This is a genomic window from Alkalihalophilus pseudofirmus OF4 (assembly GCF_000005825.2).
In the GTDB taxonomy this organism is placed as follows: Bacteria; Bacillota; Bacilli; order Bacillales; family Bacillaceae_D; genus Alkalihalophilus; species Alkalihalophilus pseudofirmus.
The window spans coordinates 251,768-269,812 of record NC_013792.1 but is presented as its reverse complement, the minus strand read 5'-3'; the positions used below and the strand labels follow the sequence as shown (position 1 = coordinate 269,812).

Annotated in this window: 16 protein-coding genes and 1 pseudogene; 1 reads left to right on the top strand and 16 read right to left on the bottom strand. The window is 33.8% G+C overall.

Features of this window, described 5'->3' with window-relative positions; genetic code table 11:
* Window positions 1-618 precede the first annotated feature (618 nt).
* The 14 genes and pseudogenes from BPOF4_RS21420 to holA all read right to left on the bottom strand — a co-directional run bounded on the left by BPOF4_RS21420 (window position 619) and on the right by holA (window position 14,832).
* Complete coding sequence (locus BPOF4_RS21420; protein WP_012961171.1) at window positions 619-1,587, bottom strand: restriction endonuclease subunit S; 969 nt, start codon at window positions 1,585-1,587, stop codon at window positions 619-621.
* Window positions 1,577-3,514 (bottom strand): HsdM family class I SAM-dependent methyltransferase, encoded by a 1,938-nt coding sequence (locus BPOF4_RS20435; RefSeq protein ID WP_012961170.1) that lies wholly within the window; start codon window positions 3,512-3,514, stop codon window positions 1,577-1,579. Before BPOF4_RS20435 ends, BPOF4_RS21420 begins: the two co-directional genes overlap by 11 nt.
* Window positions 3,515-4,047: 533 nt before the next feature.
* On the bottom strand, window positions 4,048-5,172 hold the full coding sequence (locus BPOF4_RS21415; protein ID WP_012961169.1) for a TIGR02391 family protein: 1,125 nt from the start codon (window positions 5,170-5,172) through the stop codon (window positions 4,048-4,050).
* Window positions 5,173-5,840: 668 nt separating this feature from the next.
* Entirely contained in the window at window positions 5,841-6,680 is an 840-nt protein-coding gene (locus BPOF4_RS20425; protein ID WP_012961168.1) for a hypothetical protein, read from the bottom strand.
* On the bottom strand, window positions 6,646-7,128 hold the full coding sequence (locus BPOF4_RS22855) for an EAL domain-containing protein (protein WP_012961167.1): 483 nt from the start codon (window positions 7,126-7,128) through the stop codon (window positions 6,646-6,648). The genes BPOF4_RS20425 and BPOF4_RS22855 overlap by 35 nt, the downstream gene beginning before the upstream one ends.
* Window positions 7,100-7,459: an EAL domain-containing protein gene (locus tag BPOF4_RS22850; RefSeq protein ID WP_012961166.1), complete on the bottom strand. Its 360-nt coding sequence runs from the start codon at window positions 7,457-7,459 to the stop codon at window positions 7,100-7,102. Before BPOF4_RS22850 ends, BPOF4_RS22855 begins: the two co-directional genes overlap by 29 nt.
* Entirely contained in the window at window positions 7,456-7,605 is a 150-nt protein-coding gene (locus tag BPOF4_RS22345; RefSeq protein WP_012961165.1) for a hypothetical protein, read from the bottom strand. The genes BPOF4_RS22850 and BPOF4_RS22345 overlap by 4 nt, the downstream gene beginning before the upstream one ends.
* A 139-nt stretch (window positions 7,606-7,744) precedes the next feature.
* Entirely contained in the window at window positions 7,745-8,404 is a 660-nt protein-coding gene (locus tag BPOF4_RS21410) for a thermonuclease family protein (RefSeq protein ID WP_012961164.1), read from the bottom strand.
* A gap of 167 nt (window positions 8,405-8,571) precedes the next feature.
* On the bottom strand, window positions 8,572-9,885 hold the full coding sequence (locus tag BPOF4_RS20405) for a helix-turn-helix domain-containing protein (RefSeq protein ID WP_012961163.1): 1,314 nt from the start codon (window positions 9,883-9,885) through the stop codon (window positions 8,572-8,574).
* Between the two features lie 60 nt (window positions 9,886-9,945).
* Window positions 9,946-10,284 carry a hypothetical protein gene (locus tag BPOF4_RS20400; protein WP_012961162.1) on the bottom strand — a complete coding sequence of 113 codons (339 nt, stop codon included), beginning with the start codon at window positions 10,282-10,284 and terminating at the stop codon, window positions 9,946-9,948.
* Between the two features lie 80 nt (window positions 10,285-10,364).
* Window positions 10,365-10,604, bottom strand: coding sequence for a topoisomerase C-terminal repeat-containing protein (locus BPOF4_RS22845; protein ID WP_274378538.1), 240 nt, complete (start codon window positions 10,602-10,604; stop codon window positions 10,365-10,367).
* Between the two features lie 141 nt (window positions 10,605-10,745).
* Window positions 10,746-12,488 (bottom strand): annotated as a pseudogene (locus BPOF4_RS22725) (DNA topoisomerase); the annotation flags it as partial.
* A gap of 225 nt (window positions 12,489-12,713) precedes the next feature.
* The gene (gene dnaN / locus BPOF4_RS20385; protein WP_012961158.1) at window positions 12,714-13,835 is read right to left on the bottom strand and encodes a DNA polymerase III subunit beta; all 1,122 of its coding nucleotides are present in this window, start codon (window positions 13,833-13,835) and stop codon (window positions 12,714-12,716) included.
* A gap of 31 nt (window positions 13,836-13,866) precedes the next feature.
* On the bottom strand, window positions 13,867-14,832 hold the full coding sequence (holA, locus tag BPOF4_RS20380; protein ID WP_012961157.1) for a DNA polymerase III subunit delta: 966 nt from the start codon (window positions 14,830-14,832) through the stop codon (window positions 13,867-13,869).
* An 825-nt stretch (window positions 14,833-15,657) separates the two neighbouring features.
* Here holA and BPOF4_RS20375 point away from each other — a divergent pair.
* On the top strand, window positions 15,658-16,188 hold the full coding sequence (locus BPOF4_RS20375; RefSeq protein WP_012961155.1) for a hypothetical protein: 531 nt from the start codon (window positions 15,658-15,660) through the stop codon (window positions 16,186-16,188).
* Window positions 16,189-16,690: 502 nt separating this feature from the next.
* Here BPOF4_RS20375 and BPOF4_RS20370 read toward each other — a convergent pair.
* Both BPOF4_RS20370 and BPOF4_RS20365 read right to left on the bottom strand, forming a co-directional pair.
* Entirely contained in the window at window positions 16,691-16,885 is a 195-nt protein-coding gene (locus tag BPOF4_RS20370) for a hypothetical protein (RefSeq protein ID WP_012961154.1), read from the bottom strand.
* Window positions 16,886-16,945: 60 nt separating this feature from the next.
* On the bottom strand, window positions 16,946-17,731 hold the full coding sequence (locus BPOF4_RS20365; protein WP_012961153.1) for a hypothetical protein: 786 nt from the start codon (window positions 17,729-17,731) through the stop codon (window positions 16,946-16,948).
* Between the last annotated feature and the right edge of the window lie 314 nt (window positions 17,732-18,045).

Below are 18,045 nucleotides of genomic sequence, written 5' to 3'. Positions count from 1 at the left end.
TGGGTGGCTCATTCTTGTTTTGTTTTTACTCTGAGAAAGAGGGTTTTAAAACTTTTGTATCACTAATACAAATTAAATAATTATATACTTCTAACTTCTCGTTACTACACTATCCACCATCCCACGATCCTTCTCTAGCTCATACCAACATACCTATTTTTTACATTTTTATCAATTTTTCTCTTTCATATTCAGTTAAAGCAGACATCAGATATAGACGATCCAGTACTTCTTTCGTTTCGTTCTCGTGGTTTTCAGAATAATTTTGAAAGAAGATATTATTCTTATTAAGTAACTCAATAATTTTTAAAGTATCTAGGATATTTCAAGCAAGCCGATTGGTTGTCCAGACAATGACTATATTAAACTTTTATAAGCTAGCATCTCTCAACAATTGCTGTAGGACTCCCCGTTTATTTTCCACTTACCACTAATTCCTCGATGAATATACTCTTGGGAAGCTTCATGTCCCTTATCCTTACACCATTCCTTAAGGATACTCAACTGCTCGTTAATGTTATATCCTTCTTCAGTTTATTAAAATAAAATGGTTATTAAATAAATAAAGCACACTTTCAAATTCAGAAAGTGCGCTTTATTTGATTAAAAGGCTTTTTGTTACTTTAATAGATTTGCATAACCTATTCCAGACATATAATCCCAATCAGGCTTATTATCTTTTTCTGGCATCTTAATAATCATATTCCTCATACGAGTTTCACTAAGTTTATATCCGTAAGGATATTTTAATTTATTCTCGTATATTAGTGTCTTAAGAAATAGATATTTTAATTTTGATGGCTTATCTTCTTCACGTATTTTAATACGTTTCACATCATCTGAAAATAGAGCGCCTCCCTCATGATAAAATGACTCTGCTATTGAGCCATTATAGTTTACACCTAATACTTCAGAATCATAACTATCATTCATATTACTTACCCAAGAAGTAATACCATGATTTTTTGAACTTGCTCCAATAAACGGTATGTCTCCAGGCAACATATGTGCTTTTGTAAGGCGCCTACCAGGTAGAATATCTACAACTTTACCTAGTTCAAATTCTTTCCAGTTGTCTATTGAAATTTTTGAACTGCATTTTTGTTTTTTAATTTTCTTAAAAGACACGTTAGAAGCTATATGGCGAATTTTATTCTCCATATACAACCAATCAACTTCACCGGTATCTGTTAATGGTAAGAGGATTTTTTCTTTTACTATTCTCCTATTACTTATTTCTCGGCCAAAATTGTATTTTGATTTCATAGCTTCAAGTATTGGTTTTAGGTATAAAAAGATGTTTCGATTTAGCATTTTATCTTTTAGCTCAAGAATAGTTACATGATCTGAAGCAATAATAGTATATGGGTGATAAAAAGCATAACCTACCGATCCAGAATTTGATAGTGAAATTACATTAGAGTATTCCGGCCAATCAGCAGGGGGTGTGACATAAGCATCAATACCATTATTTAATTTTGTAGAACTAATATAAGGTGTGTGACCTGGAACATGATCATGTTTCTTTAGACGGTCACCTCGATTGATATTAAATATTCTTGTAATAGGTACTAAATCAGTCTTCATCTTCGACAGCTTCTTCCTCTGAATAGTAATCTGCTAAAATTGACAACAACTCTACTTCATCAATATCTTTATCCAATAAATTAAGTTCTTTTCTTGCTTCAAATATCAGTTGTTCTTTTATTGCATTTTCAAAACTAGCTTCAGTCAGATGGCTATAATCAGTTGTAGAAAAAGCCTGTAACAACCATTCATCACCATTTTCAAGTTTAGTTTTTAAACAAGTTATATTATCAGCATAGTCATCAATATTTTCTAGTTTATTAAATAAATCTTGTTTAATTTCTGGCCACCGATTAAATATATCAGTACGCCCTTTATTTTTCGAAAGTACAAAACCATCATCCACCAAATCAACCATAATTGTTTCTTGATCACCTTGTGGTTGTCCAACATGAAAAACACTTATTGCTGTAATTGTGGCTGCATTAGGTTGAAATAGATCCGCAGGCATGTTAATTACGTATTTTAATGTATGTTGTGCCAAAATACCGTTTCGAGTTGTTTCGTCTTTGAAATATGTAGATAGAGGGGCAATCATTATTACATAATCACTTACAGAATCCAATAACAATTTCAAGAACGAAATTTCTTTTGGTGTCGGATCACTTTTTGTTTCCTTTCCGCCATACGGCGGATTAACAAAACCAATAGTTGGTTTTATACCATCCTGAGCTAACCTTCTTAATGTTTGTTTAGCTTCTTCACTAAAAGAATCCAAATTATAAAGTTGTGATTTGCCATCATGACGAAACAACATATTTGAAATACTCAATGTGTACATTGTAGAGTTTAACTCAAAACCAATAAGCTGTTTTTGTTTTACATTTAAGATTTTACTCTGTTTATCAGCAAGGTTTGAGTTTTCAATTTTTTTTATAAGTGCATTCATGCCAGCAATTAAAAAAGCTCCACTTCCCGCAGCTGGATCAAAAATCACATCGGATGGCCGTATTGGCACCAACTCAGTAAACAATTGTGTAATATGCGCGGGGGTTAATACAATACCATTTTTGACATTTGAAATACCTGCATATCGTAGAAATTCAGAATAAAAGCTACCCATAATATCATAATTTGATGAAGTATCGAAATATGGAATAACTTCATCTCGCAGTTCTTTCAAAATATCCCTCAAAATATTATTATTTTTAAGGTCTAACTGAGTTTCTAAAAAAGTTATTTGATTTAATATAATATTGAGTTTCTCCTCCGGAATGTTTTCCGAGCGTAAAACTTCCCTCACTCTATTTGGTAATTTTGTAATAATTTCTTCACCTGAATTACTTTCAAATTCTCTGATAAAACTATTATTGCTATTACTAACTTCAAAAAGTGCAATCATAAGTGCAGACAACAATATTGGACGCTTTTGAGAGTCAATGCTGCGAAGCATTTTGTTTATTTTCTTCGAAGATGAACCAATACGTTCAATCATTTCTTCTTCATCAACATTTATGAATAATCGTAAATAATCTTTTTCATTTAGGAATGAATTGACTTGTGGAATAAGTTCTATTTCATTTTCACGAACTATAAACGTAGATATTTTATGATTATAAGTATCTTCAATATCCCCAGATACAGCAATACCTACTATTTTCCACGCTTCAAAAATAGGATTCTTTATAAATAAAGATATATACCATTTTAAACCATCAACAGCATATCGCTCTGGGTTATCAGGTTTATCAGGTTCTGATTGATGCGCAGTAACTAATGTTTTATCTTCAACCAATATCAGCAAATGTTCTTCTTCATTAATATATATCTGATCTGGATAACCAGATAATCCAGTTTTTTTCTTAGAAGCCTTACGCAATACAGATTTAACATCTTCGTTAGTTGTTGCTCGTGACCACTGATATTTAAATGATTTTTTATTCAAGGCTAGAAGTATTTGTGCATCTATAATATCTTTCATTGACATTTTGTAATCATTCCTTTTGACATTTTTATTATTTAGTTTAACAGAATAATAATTCTTGAGCACTATGGTATAAAGATAAATGTATTTGAATATAACAGGATTAATTTATTTATCAATTACTTGAATGTTAAATTCATCAACAAGAATAACTTCAATAAATTAATCTTCCGGATACCAAATCTCCTTATATAAACACGATACTCTAAATAATTATAAAAACTGTGGACCGAACTTATTTGGGTGCTTTATTCTATAGAATTTCCTCTTCCTTTGTTGGATTATACTAAGGAAGAGATAGTCTAATTAATAAACAACAATAAAAACCTGACTAAGCACTAGTCAGGCACTCTACTACATTAATAACAAATTAAAACCTCATTTACTTGTGGTACGGTTCACCACAATTGCACTAAGCACCAAGTGTATTCGACAATAAGATTTATATTAAAATATAATCACAGCCACTTAATCTTAAAAGTGGCTTCTTCAATGGACTTTTTTTAAAAATATATTTTTTCTCATCGAATTAAAGTTCAAAAGGGTAAATCAACATACTCTATCTCGGGGAAATTCTTTAATTCTTCTTTGAAAACTTCCCACCATGGGTGATCTTCTTCGTATATTATTATATTTTCCAATTCTTTCACTTTTTTTTCGTCTTTAATTAATAGTCCTGCTTTAAAATAGTTTTTTAATGAAAAAGTTATCTCTTCGTAATTTGCTTTACAAATCTTATGCCAAAAGTATTTTTCGATATAATCTTTTTCCTCATCATTACCATCCTGTAACTTATTAACCACCATGTCCGTCCAATTGTTTATATTTTCGAAGTTCATTAAATGTTCTGCTTGAATCCAAGTCCCAAGTGAACCAAATTTACACTTACCATTTAAAGTATTATATTTACCTGAATTTACATTTTCAAACAACATACTCTCTATTCTGATTTTTACTACTTTATCAACTTTATACCAGTATTTTGCTGGTACTATATGTAAAATTGTACGTATTTTTTCTTCTGAACCTGTATACTTTAATTCTTCACTAATTACTTTATATACATGAAACAAGTCATTGTCTTCCAACTTATCTAAAAGAGACTTCAAAAAATAACCAAGATTATATATATCTCCATTTAATCGCTTTAAAACTACTGATATAGCAATATTTGCTCTCTGACGTTTTGGAATTTCATTTACTAATAACTCAGAGTATTCTTCGGTTCTTACATAATGTTCATCAAATACTCTTTTTAAAAATGTTTCTTCTTCAAAATTGATTTTAGATTTATCAATAACTTTTAATAAATAATTTATAAAATAAATTAAAGAATCTGCTACTTCTTTAGTGTCGTTATACTTATCATGACTTCTTGGATTTCTAATAGCGGTATACAAGCCTCTAAGCAATTCTTGAGTGCCTTTTTGAACATTCTTTTCTGAGACAGTTTGCAATTTATTTAATTGTAATTTGGGATTTTCACCGCCAAAAGCTTGTCCTATTAAACTGGAACCATCACCTTCTAAGCCAGTTTTATTTCTAATAGTGTTTGTCAATAAATGCATTGCATCTAAAATAGAACTCGAGTAACTTTCATTTTCATAATTTTTTTCTATTGCTTGCCATAGATCTTCTTCTATACTAATCTTTAAATCCATTATTCATCACCCCTATCATTACAGAAAATATAAAAACAGAACCTTTAGTGACTTCGAAAAAAATAAACACACGTTTTATATTATGTGAAGCCCCTATCACAATTTCATAAATTCAATATCTTTTCATAATTATACCATTTAATACCCCTTAGTGCTTGATTCGTGTAAAGTTAGTTATGGCGTTAAACCTCTAAGAAATATCCTTATCAAATTACTTTAAACTATCCTACACATACAAAAAAGACACCCACCAAATCTGTGAGCGCCTATACTATCATCAATTTACCTTTCTATACAAATTAATATTATTTAAACAAGATTCTTATTTAGAAAATTTTTACCTCGTTTTTCTTTTGTTGACCAAGTTAGTAGAGTACTTTGAACCAACTATTTATTAAAGTTCATAGTACAACCGTGATTACTATACTACGAGTTTCAGCAATACAATTTGAAGGAGATATAAAATTAAGGATAACATTTAAACTATTTCTTCTTAAATGTGTGTTAGCAAGTTCAGCCACAGCCCATATTAAGAATAGAAATTATTCCTTTTGACTTAAATAGAAGTCCATTTGAATTTTAGCAATTGCATGAGTTAATGGTTTAAAAATGCACTTTCAGTAATAAGTTTTCTTCGTACTTTAACCGCCTCCTCCATATATTCCTCTTCACTCAGGAAGCTCGCTAGGTTTATCGGCTTCGATGTCACGGAGCGTTTCATCTAAATCCACATTCATGGTTAGAGTTCGCTCTCCAGCGAATATCTTCATGGCTACAATGCGGTTAGCCTGTTCTTGTTTAATTGCTACGTATTCTCTTCTTAATTCCCTCATTAAAGTAGCTCTATTATCGCTTTTCATGTCTAAGGAGATAATGAACAATTCATGTTGATTATTTATTAGAGATATCATTTCTTTATGGAGGGCTAATAACTCAGGATCGACGTCATAAACATGATGATCTAGACTATTTATTATCATATTAGATTGAGGAATGATTTCTTGAATGTGTTTGGCAAACAGGTCTGTACTTATATCGCCAGTTGCTAAATCATCAAGTAACCGATTGAACCTTTTCAAAAGAATATTAGACTCATCTAGCATTTCTTTAAAGGTAATTAGGTACACATTAAAGTTCTCTTGCTCTTTTTCAAGGTATTTAGCCTGAGCCAACACTTCAGCTATCTCTTCATCATCTGAATATTTAACAACTACAGAAAGGTGTTCAACAGAGGAATTAAAATCTTTCTCTTCAAAGGCGGCCAACCCCTTATTGTAGGATTGATTTATGTATTCTTCCTCAATCTCGATTAACATATCTATTCCTTCAGGGCCGAGCTCTCCACGGTCATATACAGCTCTAAGCGTTTCATATGCTGTTGCATAATCTTGTTTAGCTAAAGCTGCTTGTACCTTCTCTTGACTCTCTTTCACCCCATCATTGTTTCCGCTCCCACAACCCATTAAGAGTATACTAGCAGTTACTCCAATTATAATTAGCCTTTTCATAGCTTCCTCCTTGTGTTAGTAAGTATTTTAATAGTTGATCGTTAGGTAAGGCCTTGGTATATAGGTAGCCTTGTACGCTATGGCACCCAAGTTCATTTAGAATAACGACTGTTTGTTTATCTTCTACACCTTCAGCAATTACTTCGATATTCAATTGGTTTGCTAAGTGCATAATGCTACTTACTATCGCTCGATCAATGGCACTATCTTTCAAGTTCTTCACATATTTACGATCAATTTTAACTTTATCAAAAGGGAACGTTTTAATAGCGTTATATCCTGATACCCCTTTGCCAAAGTCATCTAAAGAAAAAAAGATACCAGCTGCCTTCAATGATAATAGAGGAGTAATATTTTGTTCCGTCCAATGCACTCCTTCAGTCACTTCAAGGCCAAGTTGGTCTGGTGAAATCTCTTTATCATGTAGTAATGGAACAATTTGTTTCAAAAAACGATTTGTTACCAAATTGACTTGCAGAGATATTGATATAAATTCTTGGTATGGCAGGAACGTGAGCATTCCATGTCTGTATGTCATCGCACACCACGTTCAATACATAAGAGCTTATCTCATCCATCATCAGGTGGTGCTCAGCAACTTTAATAAAGGTAGCTGGAGAAATATAACCATTTTGTTTGTGATTCCAACGCAAGAGTGCCTCTAAACCTACTATTTCTCCCGTTTGTAAGTTGATCTGGGGCTGATAATACACTTTCAATTCAGAGTTCAATAAAGCTGTATCTAATGAACATTTTAGGTCGCTATAAGGAACGATCATGACCCCCTCTTTTCTGGCTCTGCTTCCTCGACAATAATGGTGCTGTTCATTTCCATAGGTACGATTTCTTGAGTAGCAGCGGTCATAATACCATACATACAACCAATAATAGCGATGAACCCTGCAAAATAAGATACCCTTCTCAATTTAGATCCCTCCAATAAATGCAAAAAACCGCAGTTCCCCCCTAAGGAGAAACTACGGTGCTTCCGTAATCTTATCTTCAATATTTATAGTTATATCATACTATATCTTTGGAAAATATCTAGTCTTTATTTCCGTCTACTATTGGATAGACCAAATTCCTATTCGTGCATCTTGAGCTGCTTTTTCAATTTCCCTAAAGCGTTGCTCATATTTATTATTAGGCTTGAAAACGACCACATGAGCCAACCCTTCAGCTAGTAACATCTCATTATACATTTCTCCTGAATCCAAGTAGACATAAGCTAGTGTACGCCCATAGCGATCGTATCTTTCCTTATCGAACTCTAGTTTAACACGTTGATCGGTGAGTATGGCTTTTGCAAACTCTGTTGCTTCTGGTCCATAAGGTTCCGGCTCCTTAAGACCGGGCTTTACAGTCTCCGGGGTATCGACCATCAACATTCTTACTCTTTCCTCATTCCCTTCTTCAAGAATGACATCTAGTGTGTCCCCATCAACGATGTTACTAACTTTACCATAGGCGATGGATTCAATATCTTCACTTGTTTCAGAATCTAACTTTACTTCTTGGTCTTCAAGTGTGTTGGAAATCGATTCTACTGCTGCATCAATAATTGATTCAACATTAAAGTTCCCTGTCACATCATTTACTACCTCTTCTATTACTGGTGAGCCTTGATCTAATAAATCTTTAAACTCCTCTGTCATGAGGGTGTTTTCACCGTCACAACCTGCAATAAATAATAAGGTTGCTAAAAGTACAAATGATTTTTTCAATGTATGTTCCTCCTGTCTTTTTACACACAAAAAAACACACTTTGGGCAGGTCTAAATAGACTAGTCACAAAGTGCGTTTAACGGATATCCTACGCTTGTAGAATATTTGAATGTAAAAATAAATAATTTAGTACCTTTATTATATCAAATAAGGTTAAATATCGGTATTAAAATATAGGCATTGGTAAAAAGAAATGTAATTCATTATTTACGCTTTGTTTTCGGATATGTTCATAAAAAAGCTTGCTTGATGTTTTGTAAGAGGACTCAGGAGTATAATTTAATTCAGCTAATTCATGAGTAATGATCGCCCTGTCTAATAGTTGATATTCCGGACAAAATTCTAACGCGCAATTTAGATGGTATTGGATGCCTTCATAATTATTGCTAAAATGTTTTAGATATTTAGCATATAAATGGTGTGTCTTATAATGTAGTGAGATAAAAGGCGATTTCTTTTTTATGTTAAATAAGTAATCAAACATTACCTGACAACTTTCCATATCACCTTGGGAGATTGCTTCCTGTAAATAGTCTTGGGCAAGGGATAAGTATAAATGATTGGTAGGAAACTTGAAAGATGATAGATACGTTTTTAACACTTCTAATAGGTTGGTATACTCTTCATCTTGACCATTTACCTTATGAATTTTCATCTTTAGTGATAGTGACTTTAATATTAATTCTTTATTCGATGTTTCTTGTGCTGCTGATCTTGTTTCATCAGCATAACTCAAAGCTTGTACATAATCTTTTTCACAAAAAGCGAGAGTTCCTCTAACAAGCGTAACTAAAGGTTGTGTAGGTAAATCCAGCTCGTCTATAAAGATATTGGCTAAAGCTAGTTTACCTAAGAGAATATAATGAATACACAAATTCAAATGAATCGTGTTCCGAAGCATATAAAAAACAGAAACTTTTGTATCTGCTATTTTTTTGGCTTCTATAAGTTGTATTAACGACTTTTCATAATTCTTTTCTTCATAGGAAATTCTTGAAAGAAGTAAATATGTTTTTATTTTAAATGTTAATCTTTCAACGTTTTTGGAAGGTTCACAAAATAACGCGTTATTCAATTCTTGAGTTGCTCGATCATGTTCATTTGAGTAATAACAATAGAGGCCATTAATGTAATATAATTCAATACTGATCGCATTTAGATAGATATGAGTGTTATAGTGATCTTTAATTTTACTTATTAATTCTTTTGCTTTCTCCATTTGATCTAAATAGATCAAGTCTTCTATTTCATTAATCTGTTTAATAATAGTCGTATCTTCTTGTGCTATTTTTATGTAGGAAAGCGGGATTTCAAGCTTAGATGCAATCTTTTCTAGTTCTGGATCCGTTGCATTAGACTGACCTAATTCAATATTACTCATTTTGGTGACTGAACATATGCCTTGGGCGAGCTCTTTCAAGCTCATCTTCTTTTCTTTTCTGTAATATCGTATTTTATCTCCCGTTAAATAGTTGTTCATGATGACGTCATCCGCCAACAAGTTGTCTTGTCAGTGATAAACTTTCCCCCCTTGTTTCCGCTAGTTTATGTGCTTTTTCCCGCCAAGTTCACTTTCGGGAAATAAACGAACAACATCCTCATAGGAAAGTTGTAATTGATCCATCGCTTCAGTTCTAGCGAATGAATGTACTTTTGAAGATTCATTTTCATGCACTGCCTTGTTCCAGTGATTAGCTTTTCTTCTAAATGTAAGATGAGTTGACCGAAGACACTCAGATAAAATATATTGTTTTGCAATGGCTGTCGCGATTTCCTCTTTAGATAAATGTAACCATTTTATTTTTTCAGGTTGATCTTTTAAGTCCTCTACTTGGTTAATTAGATTTAATGTCGTAGGGTATTTAGAAAAGTCAATCATAGTAGGACCTCCTAGTAAAAATTGATAAATAAAGTATATACTATAATAAATTATAGAACAAATTCACTATAAAATTTCGTTTATTTACCAAATTGGACTTTTTGATCCTCTCTATTCCAGACAAGAGGTGCATTAAACGTTTTATCCTTCCACTTGAACCCTTTTATTATATCTGTTTTTTCATTCTTAAGAAGTTCCATAAGTTGCTTTTTTGATAACTTTTTATTTAACACTTTGAATGGTAAGTTAAATGTACAACCTGAATCCTTATAATTAGAACATCCGTAAAATTCACCATGTTTTCCTTTTCTCAATACCACATTACTGCCACACAGAAGACAGGCTCCAATACTTTCGCTCTTAATACGTTCAACACCGTTCTGATTCCATGTAGAGGAATAGGTTTTTACCTCTTCAAACAATACCGAGCTTAGCTTTTTCGAATGAGCAATAAAATCTTTGTGATTATAAAGGGAAGCGCCAATTTCATTAAGTTTCACGTCCCATTTAGCAGTTAGAATGGGGCTTTTAATTACTGATCCCCTTTTAATAGAATCAACGACCGTTATACCTAGCAAGGTTGGATAAACTTTATTTTTCTTCCATTCAATATATTTTCTCGATTCTAACAAGGTGATTAACCCCGCTCGAGTTGCCTCAGTACCCAAAGGTAAGTTGCTAATCGATTTCCTATCTTCATCTTCTATGGCCTGTGCAGCATTCTTCATAAATCCAATTAGACTCGAAGAGGTGTAGCGATTTGGTGGCTTAGTCTTAGACTTAGTAGTGAGAGTGTCTGTAACAACACCTTCGCTTCCCTTTAAAAGTGTAGGTAACATGATATCATTTTCATTTGTAGGAGGAATAATATGGTGCCAACCTTTGGAAAGCAATTCTTTCCCTTTACTTCTAAATGTAAAGCGGTCCATCACCTTTGTTATTATTTCTTTATGGGACATAGCGACATCAGGATAATGAGCTGCAAGGATTCGTTTTACAACTAAATGATAGATAGACTTTTCATCCTCTGATAGATCCTTATCTTTAGGAATTTTATCTGTAATAAGAAGAGCGTGGTGATCGGTTACTTCCCCTATATAACGTTTATTGTTCATAAGAGTGCTTACAGGGAGAGGAAATAGTGCACCAAATGTATCATGACCGCTTAGAAATTGTATATTATTTTCTAATTCACGAGCATCACTTTCAGTTATGCGCTCATCTTGTGTACGAGGGTAGCTCAAATATCCTTTATCGTAAAGGGATTGAGCATATTTTAATGTTTCTGCAGGTTTAAAGCCAAAAGCATTACCAGCGTCCATTTGTAAAGTAGATAATCAATATAATAAGGGGGGCTGATACGTTCGCATTTCTTCTTTCATTTCCATAATCGTACTTGACTGATTACGAACTAACTCGCATAATTGCTCAGCTTGTTCTTCTTTAAAAATTCGGTTTTCCTTTTCGTGGAACCATTCCCCTTCATAAACATTCCCTTGATTATTAAAGGTTGCTTTTACTGTCCAAAAATTTTCTGCTGTAAATTGTTCAATTAACCGCTCTCTTTTAACGATCTCTGCTAATAAAGGCGTTTGCACCCTCCCTAAGCTGATCGTTGTGTTATGAGGGACAATTCCTTGCTCCTTTAAAAGGATGCCATAGGCTCTAGATAGGGTCAGTCCAATCATATAATCAGACTCAGCTCTGGCCTTTGCCTGATAATATAGTGGTAATGTTTCAGCATCTGCTTTCAATTGGCTGAAAGCTTTTTGAATAGAAGTTGCTGTCATACTAGAAGTCCAAAGTCTTTTTATTGTTTTCTTACATTGAAGGCGATAGAGAATATTTCTTCCTATGTACTCGCCTTCAGCCGCAGCATCTGTTGCTAAAATGATGGTTTTCACACGCTTATCAAAGATGGTGTCTTTTATCCTTTGTAAGACCTCTTTTTTATCAGAAACTACCTTGTATTGAAACAGGTCTATGATTATCGGCAAACTATCTAATGAATAGGACTTATATTTCTCATTCAACTCACCCGGTTCAAGAAATTCTAATATATGCCCTACAGCAGCGCAGATTAATGCTCCTTCAGGTAGTAAAGAGGACGGAGGGGCTACATAGATCCTCCCTTGTCTTTTTCCATTTAACGCCTGGGCATATGCTTTAGCAGCACTAGGCTTTTCAGCGAGGATCGCGTACATAGGGTCTATACTCCTTTTTAGCACTGGCGGGTTTGATGTCTAGAATGTATTCTTCTCTTATAATTTTCTTTTGATATACTATTTGGTCCTCTGTTTCCTTTGGTGTGAGATGCTGGAAATGATTGATATAATGTTTTCTCATGACTATTCCTTCTTTCTAATATTTTTCATAAAAAAAGACACCAGTCCAATATGGAACCGGTGCCTCCGATCGTAATTAAGTATTTATTTAACCCGCAGGGGTGAAAAGAGCTGAGTATTTTCATTACCCAGTGTTATTAAGAAGGGTGAAAGCCCATCTTTAATTTCAAGTATAATGTCTTCTTTCTCATACTTTTGGTGTTTAAGTGCAGTCAGTACATTTTGAGGCTTAAATGCAACCTCTGTTTCTCCACCTTCTATTGTAACATCCGTTAATTCATCTTGTAAATCGCCTACCTGATCTTGCGCAGCATAGAAATGAACAGTTTTACCACTAATTTTCATCTCAACGTGTTCACTACCTAAAGATGACACACGCTCTAGAGAAGAAAACAGATCACTACGTTTGGATTTTACCTTAATAGGGTGATTCTTAGGTATAAACTGACGATCTACGGGATACTGCCCTTCAAGTAATCGAATATACACCAAAGTTAGGTTGTGACTGATGTTAATTAATAGGTGTTTTTCTGAGCAATTTAGAGTACATTTAGTGCCTTCTGTAGTAGCCAGTAAGGACTGTAGCTCATTAAGAGGAGAGGCTGGTATGACAATGTTAGGTAAAAATAGCTCCTCGTTTTTTAAATCCTTTTGTAACGAGGACATAATGTAACTATTTGTTGCCATTAAGTTCATAATTCCTTGGTCTATCGAGAGCTTGACTCCGTTTAAGATTGGTCGCCCTTCACTAGTGGAACAAGCATATACACTTTGATCGAGGACCTGCTTTAAAAGAGATTGCTCTAAAGTAAAAGATGCACCATCTACTTCTGGTGGTGCTGGGTAATCCTCAGTAAGTATATTTAATTTCACTTGGAATTTTCCGCTCTTAAATTTTAAAACAGCACCTTCTTGTTCTATTTTAATGTCTTCTTTAGGCATTTTCTTCACAGCTTCAAGTAGGATCTTCCCGTTCACCAAGACTGTGCCTTCATTAACGAGTGTAGCTATTTCAGAGCCTTTAAATTCTAGTGGAATCATACGAACAATGGTAAAGACACCATTTGAACCTGTAAGCAAGATTCCTTTCTCGGTTGCTTCAATTTTAATGGATTTATAAACTAATTCTTGTTGTGATCCTTTAATTGCCTTACTGACTGCATCGATTCCTTTTAATAGTTCCTCTTTCATTACGGTAAGTTTCATTTGTATTCTCCTTTTAAATGGGTTGGTGTGTTTATATCACTGCAATAAACTGCTCAAGTGCGATTGTTTTAGAAGTCTGTCCTCTTTTTATTTGATGGTCTATATAAATAAGATCAACAAGGTGTTTCTGCAAGGACTTAGGGTCGTAGTATTGAGTGTTTTCAGCTGCAAGTTGAACAGGGTAGGAATGCATATTCAACTCTTTCGCTATTTGGTTTATTGATTTTCCCCTGCTTGAAAGCTCTCCTACAAGTAAGATAAGGCGAATTTGACGTACAAGAAGCGCAATGATCTTTATTGGCTCTTCTTTCTTCTTCAACATATCACTTAGTAGCTCAATAGCTTGCTGTTTGTCTTTCTTAATGATTTTATCAATTAAGACAAAAATGGACTCTTCAATGTTACTAGTGACTAGTTGGCTGATATGTTCTTCGCTTATAATCGCTCCTTCATTGTATAAAGAAATCTTTTGGATCTCTTGCTTAAGAGCCGTTAAATCGGATCCTAGCAACTTAATAAGGGACTCAACTGCTATTGGATCAATTCCTGCTGCTTGAGACTCCGCTTCTGCTTGTATCCACTGCTTGAGCTTATGAGGCGGAAGAGATTGGCAGGTGATGATTTCAACATTCTCCGATTTTTTAAGTATTTTAGAGATCTTTTTTCTAGCATCAAGTTTATCTGCATGAAGGGTCAAAACAAGAGTGGCCATATCATTAGGCTCCTCAACGTAGCGAATTAAAGCATCTAGATCTTGTTCTAGCTTAGTCTTGTTACCAGTGAGAAAGGTGCAATTTTTTAGAGTTACTATTCGATGACCTCCCATAAATGAAAGTGTTTGAGCGTCCCCGATTGCTTTTGTTAATTCGTCTTCTTCCATATCGAAAGAAGACGAATTAAACTCATCCACCTCGCCCACTGCTTCGTGAGTAATTCTGAATCGATTATCCTCAATTAAAAATGGTTCATCACCAAAAATTAAATAAATGGGTTTCATAATATCCTCCTTAAAGAGTAATTGCGATTCGAACAACCCATAGGATTGCAAAAACCACAGAAATTAGCTTTATTACTAGACGACTAAATACTCTTAAAATATATAAAGCTATGAGTATTAAAGCGCCTATGATCCAAAGGTTCATATTTGCTAGATCAAACATGTATTTCCCTCCCTCCCAATTAGTCTAAAAAAGCATAAAAAAAACACTCCTTAGAATCATCGTGTGGGTCTTAGGGCTTTATGGCCACAAAAAGACATACGATCACTCTAAGGAGTGTTTAAAAATAAAAAGTAATGCTCCGCATGGAGATTACAAAATTGACTTAAATAAATAAAATATACTTTGATTATAAAGGAGCACTGAAAATTAAGCCATAGTTTTTTCTTTTATAAAGGCAAAATAAAGTTGCTAATATTTAGAAAAACACTGTCTAAAGTATAACGGGTTCGGTTACTGGGGAGAAATCATTAAATAAAAACCTAATTGAGGACACCATTCATATGCATATGAATTGGTGCCCTCTTTTTTATTGTAGTATCAATGAATTAACAATTTTAACATACTAACTAGCAGATTAATACGCATCCATTTTAACAACACCACATAGATTTTTTGGTGTTGTTAAATCAGTGTTAAAACTGCTGCTAGTCGGAACTGTATTTGAAGGTGGATGGAAATATATGTTAACATTATAGAAGTAGTTTGTGAAGTATTGTTCTTAAACTATCGGGGCAGTTTAGTACAATACTGTTCATTCTCCCATTGGATATATTAGGTTAAATTGCACATATTAAATCTAATGTATAAATGGAGGGATTTTTATGAGATTTTACAAGTTTAGTTTTGTGATAATTATGCTTATTTTAAGTTTTACTATTGTTATTAATTCGAATGAAGCCCACGGAAAATCTCATGAAGAAAGACAACTTGAAGAATTTATAAAAGGTAATGACTATATTCCCGCAGAGAAAGCGATTGTTGAATTTGAAGAAAAATATGGGGGAAAAGTAAACCTCCCAAAAAAGTTACCATTTGAACCATCGCATCGGTTCGGAAACATTGATGAAGAAGGACGTTTGAAATTGCATTTTATGAGACCAGGAAAAATTGATAAATATCCAACTCTTGATTTTGTTTTTTATGTAATGCCTGAGATAGACTTAGATTTGTTTATTAATGCAAGCGATAAAGTATATACACTGAAGAGTGGAGAAAAGGCTTATTATAGACAGCAACACAAGTACTTTCACTCTCTGGCATTTACAGGAAATAAATTAGGATATCATTTTGGTTCGAATCCAGACAATATTGATTTGGATTCTTTCATTCAAATTGCAGAGTCCATAAGGTGAACTAATTAAAGGTGAAATGAAGCTGTGATAAAAGCTTCATTTTCTTATTCAACTAACGGATGCGTTAGTTGAAGTAGAAAAGTCATTACACATCATAAAACCGCTCAGAAATTAGTTGTTAATATATATGCTGATTAGCATATTATTGACATAGTTATTTGCACTTTTCTCCTCGTCAACCGAACCCGTTATCTAAAGTCAAAGGCTTTCCAATATTGAGATGAAATTGCAAATAATTATAATTTTAGCCGCCCTTCACGGAATAGTGGAGGGCGGCTTTAGTAAGGGATTGAAATTTTAAAGGCGGCTTCTGCCTATATTCTGGTTAATCCACTCCCCTATGTGTGATAGTTGACTCCTCTATGTGTGATAATAAATTGTTAGAGTACTAGTATTAGTAAGGGTTTCTCCGTCAGAAAACAATAAAACAAGAAATCATTGATAATCAATTAAAAACAATTAAATCACTTGTAAAACAAACAAGTGTGTTGCTACCTCCTTCCTATTTAGTCCAACCAGGTTCATAAGTGAAAATAACAGCACCACCAACTTGTGCATTCCCTCTAAATGATTGAAAATCTTCACATTTAATGAGCTCCGCTCTGAGGGTCATAAAATCTTCTTTAGCAACATGGTACGATTCTATGCTTCCATCCCGTAAGCCTTCGATTACCTCAAGAATTTCTTGTTTTTCCATTTTGATTGCTCCTTTCTGGACCTACGATAAGATCTTTTGTAGAACATTCCGCTTAAATGATTAATTTTTTTCTAGTAAAGCCAAAAGAGTTTCGTTGAAGGTTATGGCTTCCCTAAGGCTATTTATAGCACTCTCTAAGTATATTTCAGACCATTCCGCAACTAAATTTTTATCTAAGATGGAGTATTCCCTTTTATGCTTGCGTGACGCTTGTCCTGTATAAGTGCTTTTAAGTAAGATCGTTGGGTTTTCTAGAGGTTCATTATCTTCATCGAGTCCTTCTGTCATTTCATTACGACCCACTAGTAAAAAATAGGTCTTACTGCACGTCCATCCCCATTCGCTAATCATATCTCTTTGGAGGTCAGAAAGGGCAGCTTGTTTATTATTGGTAAGGTAACGGAGGATATACACTCTGATAATATCTTTAACCGATAATAGGGACCGAACAAACTCACGATCTTCATTTGGCACTATTTTAGGTGCTACTGGGTGTAAATCAAGGAGACTCTCTAAAATGACATTCAAAGCATGATGTACAACCGTTACACGCTCTAGTAACTCTTTGCCTCGAGCTTTCTCCCTTTCATACCCTTTCTTTGTTATAGAGTAGCTAAGGAGTTCTGAATCATTTGCTGAAATGATCTCGCCTTCTTCCTCTAAATCCTTTAAATAGGTTCGCAATTTATAAATAGAATATTTGCGGTTCGGACTTCCTGGTTGTGGCGGAGGTGGGAGCTGCTTTTCAAGCAACCGATAACATTCGTCTACTGTTAACGGTTGCTCTTTTAATATCTTTAAAATGGCCCATTGTAAACATTGCTTAAGAGATAGTTTTTGTTTCATAAAGCACCCCTATTCTTAGAGTTTTCCAGTCTGCTTGCTTGATTCTTACCGAAATACATAACTTCTTCCTTTTTTCTTCTTAAGAAAGGAAGGGGGCATGAGAATGAGAATGGGATTTATTTCTAATATGAAATTCATTAGACTAGTAATCTTCATTTATAAAGAGGATACTGCTAGTAGTCTTGTTCGTTTCTTAACTCATATTTGTTTATAAGGAAACATGAGTAACATAATCTACTTTAAATTAGTAAAAGAAGCTGTAACTGCACTCTCTTATCCAGGTACAGCTTCTTTTTTTAGTGGAAAAACGACTA